At 54.2% G+C, this 19,920-nt stretch carries 14 protein-coding genes and 3 pseudogenes; 9 read left to right on the top strand and 8 right to left on the bottom strand.

The window, feature by feature from the left end; translation table 11 throughout:
* Positions 1-109 precede the first annotated feature (109 nt).
* The 3 pseudogenes from DQG23_RS43845 to DQG23_RS43965 all read left to right on the top strand — a co-directional run.
* A pseudogene (locus DQG23_RS43845) lies at positions 110-688 on the top strand (chitinase N-terminal domain-containing protein); the annotation flags it as partial.
* Positions 689-774: 86 nt separating this feature from the next.
* Positions 775-5,847: pseudogene (locus DQG23_RS29365) on the top strand (CBM96 family carbohydrate-binding protein); the annotation flags it as partial.
* Positions 5,848-6,102: 255 nt separating this feature from the next.
* Positions 6,103-6,666: pseudogene (locus tag DQG23_RS43965) on the top strand (chitinase N-terminal domain-containing protein); the annotation flags it as partial.
* 120 nt (positions 6,667-6,786) lie between these two features.
* Here the strand turns inward: DQG23_RS43965 and DQG23_RS43490 are convergent.
* Together DQG23_RS43490 and DQG23_RS29355 are read right to left on the bottom strand one after the other, a co-directional pair.
* A complete protein-coding gene (locus tag DQG23_RS43490) occupies positions 6,787-7,251 on the bottom strand; it encodes a winged helix-turn-helix transcriptional regulator (protein WP_113034638.1) in 465 nt (154 codons plus the stop codon).
* 418 nt (positions 7,252-7,669) lie between these two features.
* Positions 7,670-8,353: a DUF3221 domain-containing protein gene (locus tag DQG23_RS29355; protein WP_113034611.1), complete on the bottom strand. Its 684-nt coding sequence runs from the start codon at positions 8,351-8,353 to the stop codon at positions 7,670-7,672.
* A gap of 244 nt (positions 8,354-8,597) precedes the next feature.
* Here DQG23_RS29355 and DQG23_RS29350 point away from each other — a divergent pair, with 244 nt between their 5' ends.
* The 4 genes from DQG23_RS29350 to DQG23_RS29335 all read left to right on the top strand — a co-directional run bounded on the left by DQG23_RS29350 (position 8,598) and on the right by DQG23_RS29335 (position 12,496).
* Positions 8,598-9,143, top strand: a complete 546-nt coding sequence (locus tag DQG23_RS29350) for a GrpB family protein (RefSeq protein WP_113034610.1) — start codon at positions 8,598-8,600, stop codon at positions 9,141-9,143.
* Between the two features lie 31 nt (positions 9,144-9,174).
* On the top strand, positions 9,175-9,555 hold the full coding sequence (locus DQG23_RS29345; RefSeq protein WP_113034609.1) for an MmcQ/YjbR family DNA-binding protein: 381 nt from the start codon (positions 9,175-9,177) through the stop codon (positions 9,553-9,555).
* A gap of 132 nt (positions 9,556-9,687) precedes the next feature.
* Positions 9,688-11,697 (top strand): hypothetical protein, encoded by a 2,010-nt coding sequence (locus DQG23_RS29340; RefSeq protein ID WP_113034608.1) that lies wholly within the window; start codon positions 9,688-9,690, stop codon positions 11,695-11,697.
* Positions 11,698-11,977: 280 nt separating this feature from the next.
* The gene (locus tag DQG23_RS29335; RefSeq protein WP_113034607.1) at positions 11,978-12,496 is read left to right on the top strand and encodes a YbjN domain-containing protein; all 519 of its coding nucleotides are present in this window, start codon (positions 11,978-11,980) and stop codon (positions 12,494-12,496) included.
* A 131-nt stretch (positions 12,497-12,627) separates the two neighbouring features.
* Here the strand turns inward: DQG23_RS29335 and DQG23_RS29330 are convergent, their stop codons facing one another.
* From DQG23_RS29330 to DQG23_RS29305, 6 genes are all read right to left on the bottom strand, one after another.
* On the bottom strand, positions 12,628-13,896 hold the full coding sequence (locus DQG23_RS29330) for an adenosylhomocysteinase (RefSeq protein WP_113034606.1): 1,269 nt from the start codon (positions 13,894-13,896) through the stop codon (positions 12,628-12,630).
* Positions 13,893-15,044 (bottom strand): sensor histidine kinase, encoded by a 1,152-nt coding sequence (locus DQG23_RS29325; protein WP_238178094.1) that lies wholly within the window; start codon positions 15,042-15,044, stop codon positions 13,893-13,895. The genes DQG23_RS29330 and DQG23_RS29325 overlap by 4 nt, the downstream gene beginning before the upstream one ends.
* The gene (locus tag DQG23_RS29320) at positions 15,037-15,738 is read right to left on the bottom strand and encodes a response regulator transcription factor (protein ID WP_113034605.1); all 702 of its coding nucleotides are present in this window, start codon (positions 15,736-15,738) and stop codon (positions 15,037-15,039) included. The genes DQG23_RS29325 and DQG23_RS29320 overlap by 8 nt, the downstream gene beginning before the upstream one ends.
* 69 nt (positions 15,739-15,807) lie before the next feature.
* Positions 15,808-16,416 carry a DedA family protein gene (locus tag DQG23_RS29315; RefSeq protein WP_113034604.1) on the bottom strand — a complete coding sequence of 203 codons (609 nt, stop codon included), beginning with the start codon at positions 16,414-16,416 and terminating at the stop codon, positions 15,808-15,810.
* On the bottom strand, positions 16,406-17,065 hold the full coding sequence (locus tag DQG23_RS29310; RefSeq protein WP_113034603.1) for a phosphatase PAP2 family protein: 660 nt from the start codon (positions 17,063-17,065) through the stop codon (positions 16,406-16,408). The genes DQG23_RS29315 and DQG23_RS29310 overlap by 11 nt, the downstream gene beginning before the upstream one ends.
* Positions 17,055-17,636 (bottom strand): class I SAM-dependent methyltransferase, encoded by a 582-nt coding sequence (locus DQG23_RS29305; RefSeq protein WP_113034602.1) that lies wholly within the window; start codon positions 17,634-17,636, stop codon positions 17,055-17,057. The genes DQG23_RS29310 and DQG23_RS29305 overlap by 11 nt, the downstream gene beginning before the upstream one ends.
* A 211-nt stretch (positions 17,637-17,847) precedes the next feature.
* Here DQG23_RS29305 and DQG23_RS29300 point away from each other — a divergent pair, with 211 nt between their 5' ends.
* Both DQG23_RS29300 and DQG23_RS43485 read left to right on the top strand, forming a co-directional pair.
* On the top strand, positions 17,848-19,287 hold the full coding sequence (locus tag DQG23_RS29300; RefSeq protein WP_113034601.1) for a leucyl aminopeptidase family protein: 1,440 nt from the start codon (positions 17,848-17,850) through the stop codon (positions 19,285-19,287).
* 470 nt (positions 19,288-19,757) lie between these two features.
* Positions 19,758-19,886, top strand: a complete 129-nt coding sequence (locus tag DQG23_RS43485) for a hypothetical protein (RefSeq protein WP_272949075.1) — start codon at positions 19,758-19,760, stop codon at positions 19,884-19,886.
* The last annotated feature ends 34 nt before the right edge of the window (positions 19,887-19,920 follow it).

The following is a 19,920-nucleotide window of genomic DNA, read 5'->3' as shown; positions in this document are numbered from 1 at the left end:
GAATGCCTTTATGTTCCTCGCGAACGGAAGCTTTACTTTCGAATTCGCCGATGAAGCGGGCAATTCGGGTTCGGCGACGGCTGTCGTGAACAATATCGTTTCAAGCGCGGGCGGGGCGCCGGGCAAGCCTGCGCTATCGGACGATAACGGCCACGATACGGGGCTCATGGATGGCAGCTACCAGGTGAAGATGAACCTGTGGTGGGGGAATAACGGTGCGATCTACAAGCTCTACGAGAACGACGTCCTGATCGACACGCAGCTGCTTGCCGACCGTTCGCCGAACGCCCAATCGGCCGTAACGTCCATTACGCATAAAACGAACGGCACGTACCGTTATGTTGCGGAGCTTACGAACGCGTTCGGGACGACGCGAAGCGACGTACTGACCGTACGCGTGAAGGATGCGGCGCCGGGCAAGCCCGTACTGTCGGACGATAACTGGGACGGGGACGGAAATTTCAGCGTCAGCATGAATATGTGGTGGGGAACGAACGGGACGACGTACCGTTTGTACGAGAACGGCGTTCTCATCGATACGCAAACGTTGTCCGACCGTACGCCGCAAGCGCAATCCGCCGTGACGGCGATCCAAGGCAGACAGGCGGGCACGTATGTGTACCGGTGCGAGCTTGTTAACGAAGCGGGAATCACATCGAGTGAAACGAAGATTGTGAAAGTAAAGTGACGGTCGATAATTTGCACCTTCGGGCGGGCTGATCGGCAAGTCGCCTCCCGTCTGCATGTTAATCATTCGGTGCAAGCCGAAAGAGCATGAAAGCTCTTGCGAAAAGTTTTCGAAGGGCCTTGTTCGGAATTCAGGGCAACTCGTCGAGAAAGTCCCGGCGAGTTGCTCCTTCAAAGGGCGGATGTATGCTGCTGCGAAAGAAGTTGAGTTCATTAAATAAAACGTTTGGGGTGAGAGGAATGTTCAGAAACATGCGATCGAAAACAGGCATTCGCATCTTGGGATTATCCTTGACGGCAGTACTGCTCCATAGTCTTGTTTTGCCCTTTGTCCCTCGATGGAACGATAACACGCAGGTTTTCGCCGCGGACTCCGCGGCGACTCAGTCTCTTAGTCCGGCTGCCGTGCAATTGAATCCGATCGAAGATACCTACGTGAATGCGGGGGGCGCTGCGAATAATAATTACGGATCCTCGAGTCAGCTCCTTGTCAAAAATTACGACGTCGACGGCAACTTGAACCGGCAGGCGTATATGAAGTACGATTTGAGCTCGTTTGCCGGGGAGATCGGCTCGGCCAAATTGAAAGTGTACGCCGTCGATTCCGAAAATTCGACGATTGGCGTACAGGTGTATGGCATGGAGGACGACACATGGAAGGAAAATACGGCGACGTGGAATACCAAACCCGGCTTCGAGCACTATATCGCCAATATCAACGTGGGCAAGACAGCGGGCTGGTATGAAATTGACGTGACCGCCTTCGTCAAAAGCCAAATGGCGCTTGACCGGAAAGCCAGCTTCGCGCTTGTCGAGCAAGCGGCCAAAGGTCATGCCGTGTCGATCAACAGCAGGGAAAACACGGCGAATCCCCCCTATCTGGAGCTGTCCCCTGAACGAATGAATGGAAACGCCCCCAACTGGTCCGGTGGAAGCAATGTGCGCATATCGAGTGCAAGCGCAACGAGCCTGCAGTTGAATTGGACTGCGGTGACAGATCCGGCGGGCGTGACCGGCTATACCGTTTATCAGAACGGCAGCGTTGTCGGTACGGTGGCCGGAACGGCGACTTCCTACACGGTGACGGGCCTGCAGGCCGACAAGAAATATACGTTCAAGGTGGAGGCCGGGAACGCTTCGAATCAATGGAGCAACGACGGGCCATACGTTACTATGACGATGCCGGGTCCAAACCGGACGGTATTACCGCCTGTCGCGGATACTTATGTCAACGGCGGGTCAGGCGCCAACAATAATTACGGTTCTTCGGTTACGCTCGCTGTCAAAAAGTACGATGCGGACATCAACTTAAATCGGCAGGCTTACATGAAATACGATTTGCAGTCGTTCTCGGGCGAGATCGGCTCAGCCAAGCTAAAGGTATACGCCTTCGACAATGAGAATTCGACGATCGGCATGCAGGCGTACGGTATGGAGAACGATTCGTGGCAGGAAAACGCGGTAAACTGGAACAGCAAGCCCGACATCGATCATTATATCGGCAGCGTCAATGTGGGCAAAACCGCCGGCTGGCATGAATATGACGTGACCGCCTTTGTAAAACGGCAAGCGGCGCTTGACGGAACGGCCGGCTTTGCGCTCGTAGAACAGGCCGCCCAAGGCCATGCCGTGTCGGTCAACAGCAGGGAAAATGCGGTTAACCGTCCTTATCTGGAGCTTTCCGCCGACAGGGTGAACGCCGGCTCTCCAGTTTGGCCGAACGGCGGCACCCTAAATGTTTCGAATATTACCGAAACGGGGCTGCAGCTGGACTGGTCATCGGCGGAAGACACTGCGGGTGTAACCGGTTATACCTTGTATCGAAACGGAACTGTCCTCGCGACAGTCGACGCATCGGTAACCTCCTACGCGGTGACGGGGCTGCAGGTCGGCCAGAAGGTTACGTTTAAGGTCGAGGCCGGAAATGCTCTGAATAAATGGAGCAATGACGGACCGTACGCGACCGCGGAGACGCCGGCTACGAAATTGGTTCAGGTTCGTCCGGGCAACATTTTTATGGATGGCGAGCCGATTCAATTTAAGGTAAGTACCGCGAGGCCTGCCGTAACATGGGCCGTCTATGATTACGAGGGAGCCTTTGTATCGGAGGGCGTGGTGCCTTCGGTTCAAAATGAAGCTTTTTTATCGGTTCCATTTTCCGATTTCGGTTATTTCACGCTGCACATCAAGGCGGAGTTGGCCGGCAGCGATCCGATTTTAATAAAAACGCCATTCGCTGTGCTTTCTCCCCTGGCCGAAGCGGGAAATGAACCTTCTCCGTTTGGGATAGCCGCCCATACGCACCGCATCCCGGCGGCATCTACAGCCGATGTCATCAATATGATGAAAGCTGCCGGTATCCAAATGGTCAGAGACGGCATCGAGTGGAACGGCATTGAAAAGCAAAAGGGCGTATACTCCTTCACGCCTTTGCCTGACAGATACATGACGATGCTGAATGACAAGCATTTCGATTTCACGCTCATGACCGGATTCAACAACCCTTTGTACGATAACAACAGCACGCCTTACACGGACGAAGGCCGTGAAGGATTCGCCAATTATGTGAAAGCGTATGCGGATTATTACGACGGTCAACTCGATGCCGTCGAAGTTTACAATGAATTCGACGGAGGCTTCGGGGACAGAGGAACCGGACCGGCGGACTCGAAACCGGAATATTATTTTCCGCTGCTGAAAAAAACGTATGAAACGGTCAAGGCCGCCCATCCCGACTTGCCGGTCATAGGCATGGTAATGGGGATCGATCTGGTCTGGATGGAAAAAGTATTTCAGCTCGGGGGCATGCAGTATTTGGATGGTATTTCCATTCATCCTTATGTATATCCCGGAGCACCGGAGTTGCTCGAAGCCAATATCAAAAGCGTGCAGGACTTGATTCGCAAATACAATAACGGGCAATTGAAACCGCTCTGGATATCCGAGTTCGGTTGGCCGACGGAGTTTGACAATCGCGGCGTAGATGAAAGGACGCAGGCAAACTACCTGATTCGCGGTTATGTCGTTTCGATCGCCAGCGGTATCGAGCAAGTCATGTGGTACGATTTTATGAACGACGGCGTTAAAATCGATTATAACGAAGATAATTTCGGCATTATTCGTCATCCGAACGATAAACTGGGCGCCTACACGCCTAAGCCGGCATATGTATCTTTCGCAACCATGACGAGAGCGCTTGCCGGTGCGCGCTTCGTAAGCCGGGAGTCCACGGATAGCGACATCCGAAGCTACGTTTTTGACAGGGATGGCGCAGAGGTAAGAACTTTGTGGTCCGCCGGTTCGACGATCCCGGTTGCTATTCGTACAGCAAATCCGATTCAAATAACGGATATGATGGGGAATTCGCATACCTACACGCCGTTTAACGGCAATGTGTTCGTGACGTTAAGCGATGAACCGTATTTCGTAGAAGGGGAAATTGCCGAAATCGTGAAAGATTCGACGTTTGCCTTGCGCGGAGAGCCCGCTCGGGTCGGCGACTCGATGGCTTTCGAGTTGGTAACCGACAATACGACGTCCGCCGCCTTCGATTTTAGCCTGAACGTGGAAGGCGGGACTTATCCGATCACGACCGGGAGCGGGCAAAAGACCGTTCAAAAGATCGGCGTGCCGAACGCTAACGAGCCTGGAACCCGTTCTGTAACGGGTGTACTGAAGAAAGGGAGCGACACAATCGGACTGATCCGAAGCTCGGCTTCGGCACTGCAGCCTTATGAAGTGAAGGTTCGTCCCGTTATTACCGATCTCGGAACGATGAGCAAGTCGCTTTTGGTCGGGATCAAAAACGAGTCTCAATCGAATGCTTTGCAGGTGCAGAAAGTGGAGTGGCGGTTCGGGACGCAATCGGGCACGAAGGAGCTGAACGCTACGATTTCGGCAGACTCGTCCGCCTCTGTAGACATACCGCTTACCGGCTTCGGCCTCGGCGCAAGCAGCGTGATCAAGGTAACGGTTTATTTCGACGGGTTCGATCCGTTTACGTATGAAGGAACGGCCGAATTCAATCCAATCATACAAGGGTCGGTCATCGTAGACGGATCGCTGGATCCGGAAACTTCCGCCGCTCCGTCCACGATCGACCTGTCCAAGGGGACGGTAAAAATGACCGGCTATCAGGGAGCCGGAGATTTAAGCGGCAGCGTTTGGCTGAACTACGATTCCAGCCATATGTATCTTACCGCAAGGATCAAGGACGATACGCTGTCGTCGCCGTTTGCGGAAGCGGATATTTGGAAGAACGACAGCGTGCAGTTTGCCGTTTCAAGCGGTCTTCCGGGAGAAAGCCAGTACTGGTACGAGTACGGTATTTCACAAACGCCGGAGGGGCCGCAAATATATCGCTGGATTACGCCTCCGGGGGTTGCGAAAGGAGCGGTGACGAATGGCAATCTGCAAATATCGAGGGACGAAAACCAGAAGTACACGATTTATGAATTGGCGCTCCCCTGGTCGGAGTTAACGCCGATCAAAGCGGAGAAGAACGGGGTCATCAGCTTCTCCATGCTCGTCAACGACAATGACGGCAACGGTCGGAAAGGATATATCGAGTGGGGAGGAGGAATTGGCGACGGCAAGCAGACTTCCAAGTTTCGCGCCATGCAGTGGATCGTCACCGACGATACGCCTCCGACAACCGTCGTCCAGCTGGAAGGGACAAAACGGAACGACTGGTATGTCACCGGCGTGAAAGCAAGCTTGATTGCTGCGGATGACAAATCGGGCGTTGCAGCCACCGTTTATAGTTTGGACGGCGGGACGTCTTGGCAGCCCTACTCCGCACCATTGTCGTTCGACCAGGACGGCAGGTACAGCATCGAATACCGGTCGACGGATAACGCCGGCAATGAAGAGGCCGCCAACCTGTCGAGGCTGGATATCGATATGACGCCTCCTGTTACGACAGCGTCCGTTTCGCCGGCACAGCCTGACGGACTGCGGAACAAGTACGTTCAGCCCGTAACGGTAACGCTGTCGGCTTCGGATGCCTGGTCGGGCGTCGCAGCAACCGAATTCAGCCTGGATAACGGCAGCACATGGCAGCCGTATGCGAACCCGATTATCGTCGCTCAGGACGGCGAGCACCGCTTGCTGTACCGTTCAACCGATCAAGCGGGTCATGTGGAATTAGAGAAGACGATTGCCTTTCATATCGATATGACAGTGCCTACTGCTGCAGTGGCTTACAGTACGACTGCTCCGACGAATCAACCCGTCATCGCGACGATTACGCCTAGCGAGCCTGTCACGATTACGAACAACGGAGGAGCGAACAGCTTTACGTTCCTGGCGAACGGAAGCTTTACTTTCGAGTTCGTCGATGAAGCGGGTAATCGCGGCACGGCGACGGCCGTCGTGAACAATATCGGATCGAGCGCGGGAGGAGCGCCGGGCAAGCCCGTGCTGTCGGACGATAACGGCCATGATACGGGCCTCTTGGACGGCAGCTACCAGGTGAAGATGAACCTGTGGTGGGGCAATAACGGCACGATCTACAAGCTGTACGAAAACGACGTCCTGATCGATACGCAAACGCTGGCCGACCGTTCGCCGGACGCCCAATCGACTGTAACGTCCGTTACGTATAAGTCAAACGGCACGTACCGTTATGTGGCGGAGCTTACGAATGCGTTCGGGACGACGCGAAGCGACGTTCTGACCGTGCGTGTGAAGGATGCGGCGCCGGGCAAGCCGGTGCTTTCGGACGATAATTGGGACGGGGACGGAAATTTCAGCGTCAGCATGAATATGTGGTGGGGAACGAACGGGACGACGTACCGTTTGTACGAGAACGGCGTTCTCATCGACACGCAAACGCTGTCCGACCGGTCACCGCAAGCGCAATCCGCCATGACGGCGATTCAAGGCAGACAGGCGGGCACGTACGAGTACCGATGCGAGCTGGTCAACGAGGCCGGCATGACGTCGAGCGAGACGAGAACGGTAAAAGTGCGCCGCTGATCGAAGCGCTTGTCTCGGAAGTGATGGGGATCGACCGGCGCCAAAAATGAAAAGAAGCTTTCAGATCCACTGTCAAAGTGGAGCTGGAAGCTTCTTTTTGCTGCTGTTCTAACGAAACCGTCATCGGGAATGGGAATCGCCGGCATGCCGCAAAGGCTCCGTCATCCATTTGTCTCCCCAATGCTTCATCTGCAAGAGGATGCTCCCGAACTCCCTGCCGCTTTCGGTAAGGGAGTATTCCACGCTGACAGGTACGGTTGGGAATACCTCGCGTTTGACAATTCCGTATTGCTCTACCTCAGCACGGACTAATGCGTGATCAAGTCTAAAACTAGGGATTGATGAAGACCGGTTACGAAAGCAAACACGGATATCATTAATATTATGAATGGACCGTACGCGTAATGGAGAAAACCTTATTGTTAATGAGGCTATCCGCACTATTTCACCGGTAAAATGCTCGTTCTGGCGCGTTAGTGAGGCAAACGCAACTATCAATTTCGTTTGCCTCACTAACTCGTCCGAACACGGGTTTTCGGTGAGAAATAGTAAGGCTAGCCTCACGAATAGTTGCCTTTGCCTCATTATGTCCCTAGAACACGGGTTTTCGGTGAGAAATAGTAAGGCTAGCCTCACGAAGAGTTGCCTTTGCCTCATTATGCCCCTAGAACACGGGTTTTCGGTGAGACATAGTAAGGCTAGCCTCACGAATAGTTGCCTTTGCCTCATTATGCCCCTAGAACACGGGTTTTCGGTGAGAAATAGTGAGACTTGCCTTAGTAGCAGCAGCTTTTACCGTACTAGTTTTCCAGGACACAAGTCATCAGCGGTATAAAGGTTCCATCTTAAGCCATGAATGTTCGGATTAGTAGGCGAAATCTCTTAAATCTATAGTATAGGAGTTGAATACCGCTATTCCCTAAGTATGACTATACCGCTGCAGGTTTAGGCGTTTTCCCGTGTTGCGCTCAAACGACTCCCCAAGCCGGAAACCGGCGGCAGGTCATTGAAGCTCGATTTTAAGAGCTGAGGTTTGCCCCGGGTAGGACTCCAGCATGATCCCGGTAAACCAGGCCTTTACTTTAATGCCTTCGGCCAAAGCTTCAAAAGGCACATCCCCGCTGCCGTCCGAGCGGACGATTTTTCCGTCATCGGTCAGCTTGATCCAAGCCGCATACGGATCATCGGTGTTCCCGTTCTTTTTATGGTCGTCTAGGACTAAAACCCGCCCGTCCTCTATCTTTTTGATTTTCCCCGCTATACCGGCTTCGCGATCACAGCAAGCGCCGACATCGAGCTTCAATGGAAACTCCTTGTCGGCAATGGCATACAGCGATTGCTTGAAGGCGCCGATTTCAGCCTCGGTCAGCGGTTTCTCGAAATCGCCGGCTCTCCGGATCATGACCAGAATATGATCGCCCCCGCTGCCTACTCCCAGAAATTTAACCGGATGCTTCCGTTCCAGCTCTTCCATGCCGGCGGAGAGTTTTTTGTTGATGTCGTTTAGTTCGTCCGCTTGCAAGGCAGCATTCCCGGTTGACGGATTCTCGCTGCTGTCCGAATGCGAAGCCATCGCGATTCCGTCCGCTGCGGACGGCTGTGCCGGTTGCTGCTGAGCCTGACTCTGAGGCTGCCCGCATGCAGCCAAAAAAACGAGCACCATTATCGAATAGATCAGTTTCGCCATAAAAACCACCTTTCTTTTTTGGAGAAGAGGCCGGAGCTTCAGATCGGTTATAGAGTCGTGCGGTTTTGTAATATCCTCAGTTTGATCAATCAACTATTAGACGCGTTTCGGCGATAACATGTTTCGGCATTTTGAATACATAAACGTGATGCTGCCGCGATCCGGAACAAATAGAGTTATGCCCCGAATCCTGATAAGATAGAATATATTCAGCATATAAAAGCAGCGGAAAGGAGCGTCCCGAATGGCGGAACCGATCGTTATCGTTCCTTACGAGGAAGACTGGCCGCGCGAATTCGCCAGGGTAGGCGGCGTGCTGCGGCAAGCTTTGGGCGGGCTGGCCGTCCGTATCGACCATATCGGCTCGACCTCGGTCATCGGGCTTGACGCCAAGCCGGTCATCGACATCCAAGTGTCCGTAAAGCGGCTGGAACCGGTAAGCGAATATCGGACGCCGCTCGAAAACGCAGGGTTTGTGCATAGGGCCGCCAATCCCGATCGAACGAAACGGTATTTCCGTGAATCGCCTGGAGGCAGGCGCACGCATATCCACGTAAGGGAAAGCGGCAGCTGGTCCGAGCAATTCGCCCTTTTGTTCCGCGACTATTTAAGGGAAAACCCCAGCGACCGCGCCGTATATACCGCAGAAAAATACAGGCTGGCCGGCCTGTACAAGGACGAGCGTGAGAAGTATGTGGAGGAGAAGGGACCCGTTATCTGGACGATCATGAGAAGAGCAAGCGAGTGGAGCCAACTGACAGGATGGAGGCCCGGCGCAAGCGACTGTTAGCATATCGTATTGATAAGAGGAGGAACGGTGGATGAATAAGCAGGAGCTGATCCGATATTGTTTGACGAGAACGGGGGCGGTCGAGGATTTTCCGTTTGGACCGGAGCCCTCCGTTATGAAGGTGGGCGGTAAAATGTTCGCGCTCATCTCCGAAGACGGCGCAGCCTCGATATCGCTCAAATGCGACCCATTCGAGGCCGATTTGCTGCGCGCGCAATACGAAGCGGTGAAGCCGGGCTATCATTTGAACAAAAGGCACTGGAATACGGTGACCGTAGACGGCTCGGTGCCTGAGCAAGAGCTGCTCGATATGATCGATCAATCGTACGGGCTTGTCGTTCGCAGCTTGACCAAAGCGGAGCGGGAGAAGCTTGGCGCAGCGCCGGCTGCGGGGTCTGCAAAGCGCAAGTGATTATCCGACAAGCTGCGACAAAAAGCTTCACACTCCCTGATTAATCCAGTACACTAGAACTAATAGGAACGTTGTGGAAATGACGATGCTGGCGGAGGGGGCGGAGCTTCCTTCAAGAAAGGAGCCTGAAGGATGGCTGAGATGAAAGCTCCCGGAAGACGGAACCGGAGCACTGGATCCATGCATGCAATGTCCCCGGCGCAAGCTTCGATGGGCGCACAAGAGCAAACGGGCGACGGCAGGCGGAACGGTCTGGCGCCTGGCGCGCTGCTGGCGCTGCAGCAAACGTACGGGAACCAAGCTACGCAGCGTTACGCGCGGCAGCTGACGGACCGTTCCGGAGCTGGCAAAGCTCAGCCTGGCGCGGGCAGCGGAGCGGCCGTACAGATGAAGGAAGCGCTCATGTCTTCCTTTATGGGAGCTCATATGCGGGGATATACGGAAGATAACGATCCGGCGGATCCGACGGGGAACACGAAGCTTTACAAGGTCGATGAAAATAAGACGGTCGGCAAGAAAATCGGCTACCGGACGAAATTCGATGACAAGGAAATACAGGACGAAACCGGCAAGTGGGAAATGATCGAGCATGAAGGCATTACCGGCTTCGTCCGCAAGGAGAAGGTCAAGGAGACGGCGACGCTCGCCAACATGCGCGGGAAGCTGCATGCGAATAAAACGAGCACCGGCTCTGTCGGGGGACAAGCCTCTGACCTCGAGGATGAAGGTCTTGACGGCGCGGCCGAGCAGACGGGCGAAGGGGTCGGATACGTTACCGATACGCTTGGAGATACGTCGGACGAGCTCGAAGAGCTGGGCAAAAAAGAGAATAACGACAAGCTGGGGTCGGACAGCGATAAAGTCGGCGTAGCAGGCTCGGTTACCGGGTTTCTCGGGGGCGGCTTGGGCGGTTTGATGGCCATGAAGAAAGGGGTTTCCGCTTACCGGAGCACGACGATGACGACGGGCGAGAAAGCGGAAGCCATCGGCGGAGCAAGCGCTGAAGGCGTGGAAAGCGCACATGGTATGTTTGACGGCATAGCCGGGATGATTGACGGCGGCGCCAAGGTGTCCGGCAAAGAAGACGGCATCGGCGCTTCGGAGGCGGTATCCGATTGGTCGGGCTCGGTCGGCGATGCGATCGGCGCGATCAAGGAAGCGTTCTTCACGGTTAAAGATATTTACGATATGTTCAAGGAAGGGTTCAGCACGGAAGGCATTACGGCGGACGAGGTTGTTCGGGGCACACTCTCGGCTGTCGGGCACGCTTTGCAGTCCGCGCAGTCGGTCGTGAAGACGGTCAAATCGATTCTTGACATTCTCAAGCTCGGAACGGGGGCATTGGGGACGGCCATTCCGGCTATCGGCATTGCGATCAGCGGGATCGAGATTACGTTGAAGGTATATGAAATGATCAAGTCGACGATCAACAACTACCGGATGACGCAAATCAAACGCGATTTTAAGAAAAAGTATGCGAACAGCAGCTATATTAAAGAAGAAAGCAAGCTTCAGGTGCGCGGCAGAACGCTTTGGACCGGCAATAAAGGCGTTCATATGGATAAGCTGGGCGTGCGCCGTGATGCGCTGAAAGGGTCGGCTTCCATAACGGACGACGAGCAGCAGGAGCTTAACGACATCAGGGAATACGAGCTGGCTAGAACGATGAAGGAGATCAACAACAAGAAGCTCGTTCGCGCAGGCATACAAGTCGGCTTGAACATGGTCAACATCGCCGGCGAGATCGCGACGCTTTCCGGTGTCGGCGCGAAGGTCGGCCTGCCGCTGAAAGCCATAGCCGCCGGAGCGGGCGTCTCGATGAGCATTGCCCGCACCGTGAAGCAGGCCGGACGCGACAGGGCGGCCAAGGCGGGGGCATGGGGCATCACGAAGGCGGTGTTCGATGCGGAGAAATCGTCGGACAAGAAACATGCGAAGCGGGTGAAGGATGCGGACGTCATCATGAGCATGATTTCGGAGCTTCCGGAGTTCGACGGCAGCGAAGGCGTCAAGCAGCAGTATCAGCACGTCGAAAACTTCATTACCGCAGGCGGCTGCAGCCCGAAAGCGCTGTACAGGCTCAACGGCGATCCGAGCAAGCAGCGCGATTTGCTTGTCGAGGCGATGAAGAAGCGCGAGTAGCGCGTCAGTCAGGGCGGTGATCGCCGCCTGCAACTGCGGCGGTTTAGAAAAGACGCGCTAGGGGTAATATAGCGCTATATAAAGGAAAATGAAATGGAGAAAGGGAATAACCTTGCAGCGAGTTTTGGCTTTGCGTTTCTTCCTACCGAACCCATCCAATAATAGAAATGCAAAACAAGATGTCTGAAGCGGCAAGGCAATCCCTTTCGGAATGTAATGGATACTCCCATACATGTTTTTAACTTAGTCAAAAGAGGCCAGACAGAAGGGAGCGAAGCGAATGGTACCCGAAGCGGTGCATGCCCGGCATTTGGCCGAGTTCGGTTTTTTGAAGCGCGATTTGGAGCAGGCGGGTTATCCGGCGACGATTGTCGAGAAGTCGGAGGAGATTCCGCTTAACGTGCTGCTTGCGGCAATCGAGAAGGATCATAAGAATAGAGATCGTTTCATCAACTTCAGCTTCGTGCCTCTGGATGAGGACGATTTATCCTATATCCAGCTGCTTCAGATCTACACGACGATTCCATGCGATATCAGGCCGGAGCTCGCGGACGATGTGGGCAAGCTGCTGCTTGCGATCAACTGCCGTTTGGCGATCGGACATTTCAGCGTCAAAGAGGACGGGGAAATGTACTACCGGTACGTTCATAGCGCTTCTTACGCAGAGAAGCTGCGCCGGGACGAAATCATGGAAATTTTGGCGCTGTTCCTGTTCATGCTGAACACGTTCGCCAAAAGGATCGACGAAGTCGCAAGCGGCGACGTAAGCCTGTCCGATGCGCTTGCCGAACTGGGATAAGGAATCGTAATATTTTTCCTAGACGGCATTGCCGCACGAGAGTGTCTTGAATAAGAAAAAAACCTCCAAAACCGCTGCCTCACGCGGGGTTGGAGGTTTTTTTCGGCTCGTACTCCGTCAAAAATGAAAGATTAATGCTCCGCCCAGCTCGCCAAATAAGCTTGCTGTTCCCCTGTAAGCCGGTCGATCTCAATGCCCAGCGATTCCAGCTTATAGAGAGCCACCTGTTCGTCCAGCTCGAACGGTACGTTGACGACTTTGCCGCCGAGACTTTGATACTGCTCGTTCACATATTTCAACGACATCGCCTGGAGCGCGAACGTCATATCCATAATTTCCGCCGGATGGCCGTCGCCCGCCGCCAAGTTGACGAGCCTCCCTTCCGCCAGCAAATAAACGCTGCGACCGTCGATAAACGTGTACTCCACGATATTTTTCCTGACGGTACGGTGCGAGACGGCGATGTCCTCGAGATCCTTCACATTGACTTCCACATCGAAATGGCCGGCATTCGTCAGGATGGCCCCGTCCTTCATCATCAAATAATGCTTTCCGCATATGACATCCTTATTGCCGGTTACCGTGACGAAAATATCGCCGATTTTCGCCGCTTCCTGCATAGGCATGACTTCGAAACCGTCCATGTATGCCTCAACCGCTTTGATGGCATCCGTTTCCGTAACGACAACTTTCGCTCCCAAGCCTTTGGCCCGCATGGCAACGCCTTTGCCGCACCAGCCGTAGCCGGCCACGACGACGATTTTGCCCGCTGCGACAAGATTGGTCGTCCGGTTGAGCCCGTCCCAGACCGACTGCCCCGTCCCGTACCGGTTGTCGAACAAATATTTGCAGAACGCATCGTTCACCGCAATCATAGGAAACGTGAGCCGGCCTTCCTTTTCCAGCGCCTTCAACCGCAAAATGCCCGTCGTCGTTTCTTCTGCCCCGCCGCGTACCTTACCAAGCAAATCGCGGCGTTCCGCATGCAAAATGCCTACCAAATCGCCGCCGTCGTCGATGATTAAATCCGGCTCCGTTTCGATCGTGTCGAGCATCAGCCGTTTATACTCCCGAGGGTCCGGATTATATTTGGCGAAGACGGTAATGCCGTCCGCAACGAGTGCCGCACAGACGTCGTCTTGGGTGGACAAAGGGTTGCTGCCGGTAATCGTCACTTCCGCGCCGCCTGCTTGAACGGCCTTCGCAAGGCAAGCGGTTTTCGCTTCCAAATGAAGCGATATGGCAACCTTTAATCCTTTAAAAGGCTGCTCGATTGCGAATCGTTCCTTGATCCGATTCAGGACGGGCATATGCGCGTTTGCCCATTCGATTTTGAGCCGGCCCTCCTCGGCCAATGCGATATCCCGGATTTTGCTGCGTTCCAAGGCGTTCGTATTCATAGTTTATCATCGCTCCCATTGTACTTTGTAATTTGCGCCGCTTTGGGCAGCTCGATAAAAAAGGTGAAATGTCCGTTCGCATGCTTCAGCCCGATTTTTCCCCCATGCAGCTCGACGATATACCGGGCGATCGATAAGCCCAGTCCTGCGCCCGAAGGCATGTCGCGGTCGCGCCTGGAAGGCTCCGCCTTATAGAAACGCTCGAATAAAAGCTTCTCCTGGTCCTCGGTAATCGGTTTTCCCCGGTTTTCGACCGCAAGCACGATACAATCGCCCCGCTCGGCAAGCCGTACCGTAATGTCGCCGGGCTTCAAGGAAAACTTGAGCGCGTTCATGAGCAGGTTGTCGATCGCCCGCACCAGTTTTTCGACATCTACATGGGCCGGGAAAGGCGTTTGCTCCCAGTCCCTTTTGACCGTAATGGAAAGCTCCTGAGCGATCGGCTCGAACTCGGTGATGATCTGCTCCAGCAGACTGCCGAGGTCGATTTTATGGAAGGAGAGGGTGGCGTCGCCGCTGGTCAGACGGGTATACTCGAACAGATCGTCGATCAGCTTTTTCATTTGCTGGGTTTTGTTGAAGGCGTTGTTGATATACCGTTTATGCTCGTCGAGATCCTGATAATCGTCGTTTTTGAGCAGGTTCAAATAACCGATGATGCTCGTGAGCGGCGTCCGCAAATCATGGGATACGTGGGTGATCAGCTCCATTTTGGACGTTTCGATCTGGCGCTCTCTTCTCATCATGCTCTGAAGCTGCTCGGCCATGTAATTGATGTTTTGCGCGACCTCGCCCAGCTCGTCTTGGCCGGACAGAGGCACGCGGTAATCGAGATCTCCCTTGGCTAGCGCCATGAGGCCGTCGGCGAGCGTCCTCATTTGACGGACGATATGTCGCATCAGGAAGAAAAAGATAAGCAAGAAGAAAAATAAAAACGAGAGCAAGGAAAAGGTCGCGCCGACAAGCTTCGGCAGGATGATATCCGGCAATAAAATGCCCCAAAGCATATTGACGATGGAAAACCCCAAATTTTCGTTGATCAAGGCCGTCCCGAAAAACGAGGCGATAAGGCTGAACAGAAGCGATCCCAGCAGGCGCAGGCGGATGCTCTTCTTCCAGTTCAAGAGGGACAAGAAGTCTCTATTCAACTTTGTATCCCACTCCCCAAACCGTTTTGATCAAACGCGGCTCGCGCGGATTGTCTTCGATCTTCTCGCGAATGTTGCGCACGTGGACCATCACCGTATTGTCGGATAAAAATTTGTCTTCCTTCCAGACGTTCTTATAAATCTGCTCGACATTAAACACTTGCCCGCGATGGGCTGCAAGCAGCTCAAGTATGGCAAACTCGATCGGCGTCAGAGACGCCTCCCGGCCGCGTACCGTTACGAGGTGCTTGCTTTTATTGATGACCAGATCGTCGATTTCCAGTACGTTGTCATCGGAGGGTTTGGCCTGCTGCTCGGCCGTGCCGGCGAACGTCATCCTGCGAAGCTGCGCCTTTGCTCTTGCGACAAGCTCCAGCGGATTGAACGGTTTGGCGACATAATCGTCCGCTCCGGTCGTAAGCCCCGTAATTTTATCGATATCCTCGCTTTTGGCGGAGAGCATGATGATCGGGATTTTCGTCATTTCCCTGATCTTGAAGCAAGCTCTGATCCCGTCCATATTCGGCATCATGACGTCCAGAATGATTAAATCGACCGGCTCGCGGCGCAGCAGCTCGAGTGCTTGAACGCCGTCCTCCGCTTCCCGGACGCGGTAGCCTTCGTTTTGCAGGTAAATGCGAATGACGTCGCGGATTTCCGGATCGTCGTCGGCGACGAGAACGTTAATGGTCAAGCCGGATCACTCCCAGGTTTGTATTGTTCGAAAGCAGCTAAAACCTCGGTAAACCCGCCAGTCCTTTACTTAAGAACGGCGAAGCCGTTTATCCTTGTAAGAATAGCGGATTATCGCCCATACGGCAAAAAGCACGAACGGCAGCCAGAGCAAACGCAAGCCGTACTCGTAAAGCAGCATGCCGATTTCTTCGACATGATTGCCCGCGTAACGTCCGACGGTGAAGAAGAGGAACGTCCAGACCAGCCCGGTCGTATAGGAGAAAAGGGCGTACCGTTTGAAGGACATGTTGTGCACGCCGACCACATAAGGCATGACATGCCTGACGATAGGAAAAAAATAACTGATGCCTATTGCAAAACTACCATATTTTTGAACAAGCGTCTCCGAAAAATGCAAATATTTCTCCATTTTTTTCTTGCGGCGCAATCGCGTCAAAACGGGTGTTCCCAAGTACCGGCCGAGCACGTAACCGAGCGATAAACCGGACACGACGCCCAAATACGTCAGAACGAAGGCCGGAATCGGATGCAAAAGCGCGTTGACGGTAACGGCGCCGCCTGTCATGACGATGACCTCGTCGGGGATCGGCATACCGACGATACCGAGCCACAGCGCAAAAAATAACGCCGCATAGCCGAATTGCTCAAGGAGCGACAGCAGCCATTCATAGTTCATGCGCGCGAGCCTCCTTTGGCGCTTTGCGTTTATCGAAACGGGTTAGCTTCACGGCGAAAACAAGCGCTTCCGCCAGGATGACGGCCGCGGCGACGTCGAGCAGCGCATGCTGCTTCACGAACAAAGTGGAGATAATGATGCTCCACGAAGCCGTGAAAATCGCCGCTCGCGCCAATCGCCCGAACCGGCAGCGGTACGATGCTTTCAGCACGATATAGCTGGTCAGGACATGAATGCTCGGAAAGCAGTTGAACGGTTTGTCGGTCGCGTAGACGAACTTCACAAGCCCGGTCAGCCAGCCGGCGTCGTGCAAGAAAGGTCTGGGCACAGTCGTCTGATACGCCGCATAAATTAGGTAACAGGAGATAAGCCCGGCGCACAAGGCAATCAAGCTGCGGTAGTAGACGGTTCTATCCTTCGCGAAAAAGACGACGAACATGCCGAATATGAACGGATACCAGATCAAATAAGGAATAATAAACACAGGGACGAAAGGGATCAGATTGTCCAAATCGGTCATCAGATTGCCGACATCGCCGCCGCCGTTATTCAGCAGTCCGTAAAATACGTTCAACACCGGAATCGCAAGCAGCCACAGCAGCGGGGAATAGGCGGCAAACTTCGACCGGGCGTCGCTCTTAGTGTCCATCCGCAGCCCCCTTTTTACGGCAGACGTATACGAAAGCGGGCGGGACGTTGAGCGGGACAAAATGAATGCGTTCGATCTCGAATTGTTGGCTGAGCCGCTTTCGCATCTGCTGCGAATACTGGAAGGCGATGAACAAGCCGCCCGGCTTCAGAGACGTTTCGATCTGGTGCATCAGCTGCTCGCGCAGCTCCGGCGGAAAATTAAAAAAGGGAAGTCCGCTCAGGATGCAATCGAGACTTTCGATTCCTTCTCTCCGCAAGGCCGGCTCCATGCTGCACGCGTCGGCATAACAGGCGAAGTTTTTATAACGGGCGGATAATTGACCGCGCAGCTGATGGTCTTTTTCGAATAACAGCACCTTCGTTTCTTTATGAAGCGTCTTAGCCAGATGTTTGGTTATGGCGCCGGTTCCCGCCCCTAGCTCTGCGACGCTCCTGACCCGGTTCCAAGGAACGGGCTCAAGCATTTTCCTGGCCAGAAATGCGGAGCTCGGCGCGACGCTGCCGATTTGTCTCGGCGCACGCATGAATTTATATAGAAACAGCAGCTGCTCTTGCATAGATTTAATCATGGCGGTGACTCGCTCCCTTCGACTCGATGCAACTATCGTATCGAAACATTCTGCAGAATGAGCGAAGGAAAAAATAAAGGAATTCTGAAGAAATTTTGAAGAAGGGCCTGAACGTCCAGCCGGTCTTGTCCGGCATGAACTTTCCGCCGCGATATGGTACGATTAAGGGGAGTTGGCATGACTTTATCTTGACTAAAAGGAATGAGACCAAATGAAATTTACGTTAACTTCAACATCCGCTGCGAAAGTGACGGTATATGCGGTAAGCAAAGGCAATTTGCCGGTTAAGCAATTGGGCGGCTACGAGCTGAAGGAGCATGCGGGCGACAAAGGCGCGCTGACATGGCTTTACGGGCGTGAGTCCGAATCGCATAAGCTGCTGATCGGACTGGGGGACGAAGCGAAGCTGGGCCTCGACCAAATCCGCGCTGCGGCAGGCGTCGCGGGCCGTGCGGTCGAGAAGGAGCAGGCGGCTTCGGCGGCGATCGATTTCAGCATGCTCTCCGGAGTAATCGGCAGCAAGATCAGCGAAGCGGAAGCCGCGACAGCTTGGGTCGAGGGCTGGCTGCTGGGGACATACGCGTTCGATAAATACAAGTCGAAGAAAAAACAGCGCCACACCGAAACCGTCGAGCTTCTGCTGACGGCTTCGCAGGAGCTGGAAGAAGCGCTGCTTCTTGGCTCAATTCGCGCCGAGGGTACGAAGCTTGCCCGCGATCTCGGCAACGAGCCGCCGAACTTCCTTCGTCCCGGGGACATGGTGGAAAGGGTCATCGAGCGTTTTAAGGATACGCCGGTCCAGGTGGACGTGTTCAAGGGGGAGCGGCTTGAGGAGCATCAAATGAACGGCCTGATCGCCGTCGGCAAAGGCAGCAAATACCCGCCGGCGCTCATCGAGATGCGTTATTGCTCCGACCCTTCGAAGCCGCTTATCGCGCTTGTCGGCAAGGGCATCACGTTCGATACCGGCGGAATCAGCCTGAAGTCGGGCCGCAATCTGAGCGACATGCGCATCGACATGGGCGGCTCGGCTGCCGTAATCGGCGCGCTCGACATCATTGTGAAAAGCAAGCTGCAAGCGAACGTCGTCGTGTTCGTCGCGACGGCCGAAAACATGCCGGACGGCGCATCCATGCTGCCAGGCGAAGTGATCCGCTACGCTAACGGCCTGACGGTTCAAGTCGGCAATACGGATGCGGAAGGGCGGCTCGTGCTCGCCGACGCCTTGATTCGCGCATGCAAGCTCGGCGCCGAGCAAATCGTCGACATCGCTACGTTGACGGGAGCATGCGTATCCGCGCTGGGCAATAAAATGGCCGGCGTTTGGGGAACAGACGATATGGCCGACGTATTGCAGACCCTCGGCTTGAAGAGCGGGGAGCGCGTATGGCCGATGCCGCTTGAAGACGAGTACGACGATCTGCTGAAAAGCCAATACGCCGATCTCTGCAACATTACGGGCGTCGCGTACGCCGGCGCGATTACGGCTGCATTGTTCCTGCGCCGTTTTGTCGAGGCCGGAACGAAATGGGCGCACGTCGATATGGCCGGACCGATGGATGCCGGCTCAACGAGCGGCTACGTCGTTGAAGGCCCGACGGGCTACGGCGCGCGGCTGCTGGCCGATTTCGTCGCGGAGCGGTCGAAATAAAGGGCTGCGGGTGAACGCCGCCGCCGGATAAGCGAAGCTATCTTTCACACGGGAGGCCGTGTGGAGGGTAGCTTTTTTGCGCGATCAGTCGAGGAGGGTTTCAAAACACCCGATTTCATCGAAATAACGGCTGTGGCAGCTGTTAGAGAAGAACAACCTATCATGACATGGTGCCGGCAGCATTACAGTAAACATAAGAGTGCGCGGTGTATGGCACGCGCCTTATGTTGAAAGCGATGCTCGTAAGCTTAGAAAGCTCCATTACCCGTCAGGCTCTGCTGCACCACCCGGACGTTCGGGAGAGCCGGATAAGTCGAAATAGTCCAAAAATTGCAAAAAAAGAGGAGTGCTTTTTAAAATATTCGATACAAAACGTCTAATTTTTCTGTTTTATCTGCTTGACACGATACAATATGTATCATATTATGGGCATGTGGTCCTCATTCAATCAAGAGTCGGAGGTGAACGAAATGACAAAAAAACCATATGCACCACCTAGCGTATTGTCTCATCAGAAGGTGAGCTTCGAAACGAAGGCGTCGGGCAACGATAACGGCGGCGGAGATGGCGGCGGACCGGGTGGGAATTTCTGGAGTTAATACTTCCGGCCAAACACATTGGATGGATGAAGTG

The sequence above is a fragment of the Paenibacillus contaminans genome (assembly GCF_003285015.1).
Taxonomy (GTDB): Bacteria; Bacillota; Bacilli; order Paenibacillales; family NBRC-103111; genus Paenibacillus_V; species Paenibacillus_V contaminans.
This window is presented reverse-complemented; position numbering and strand designations above follow the sequence as displayed.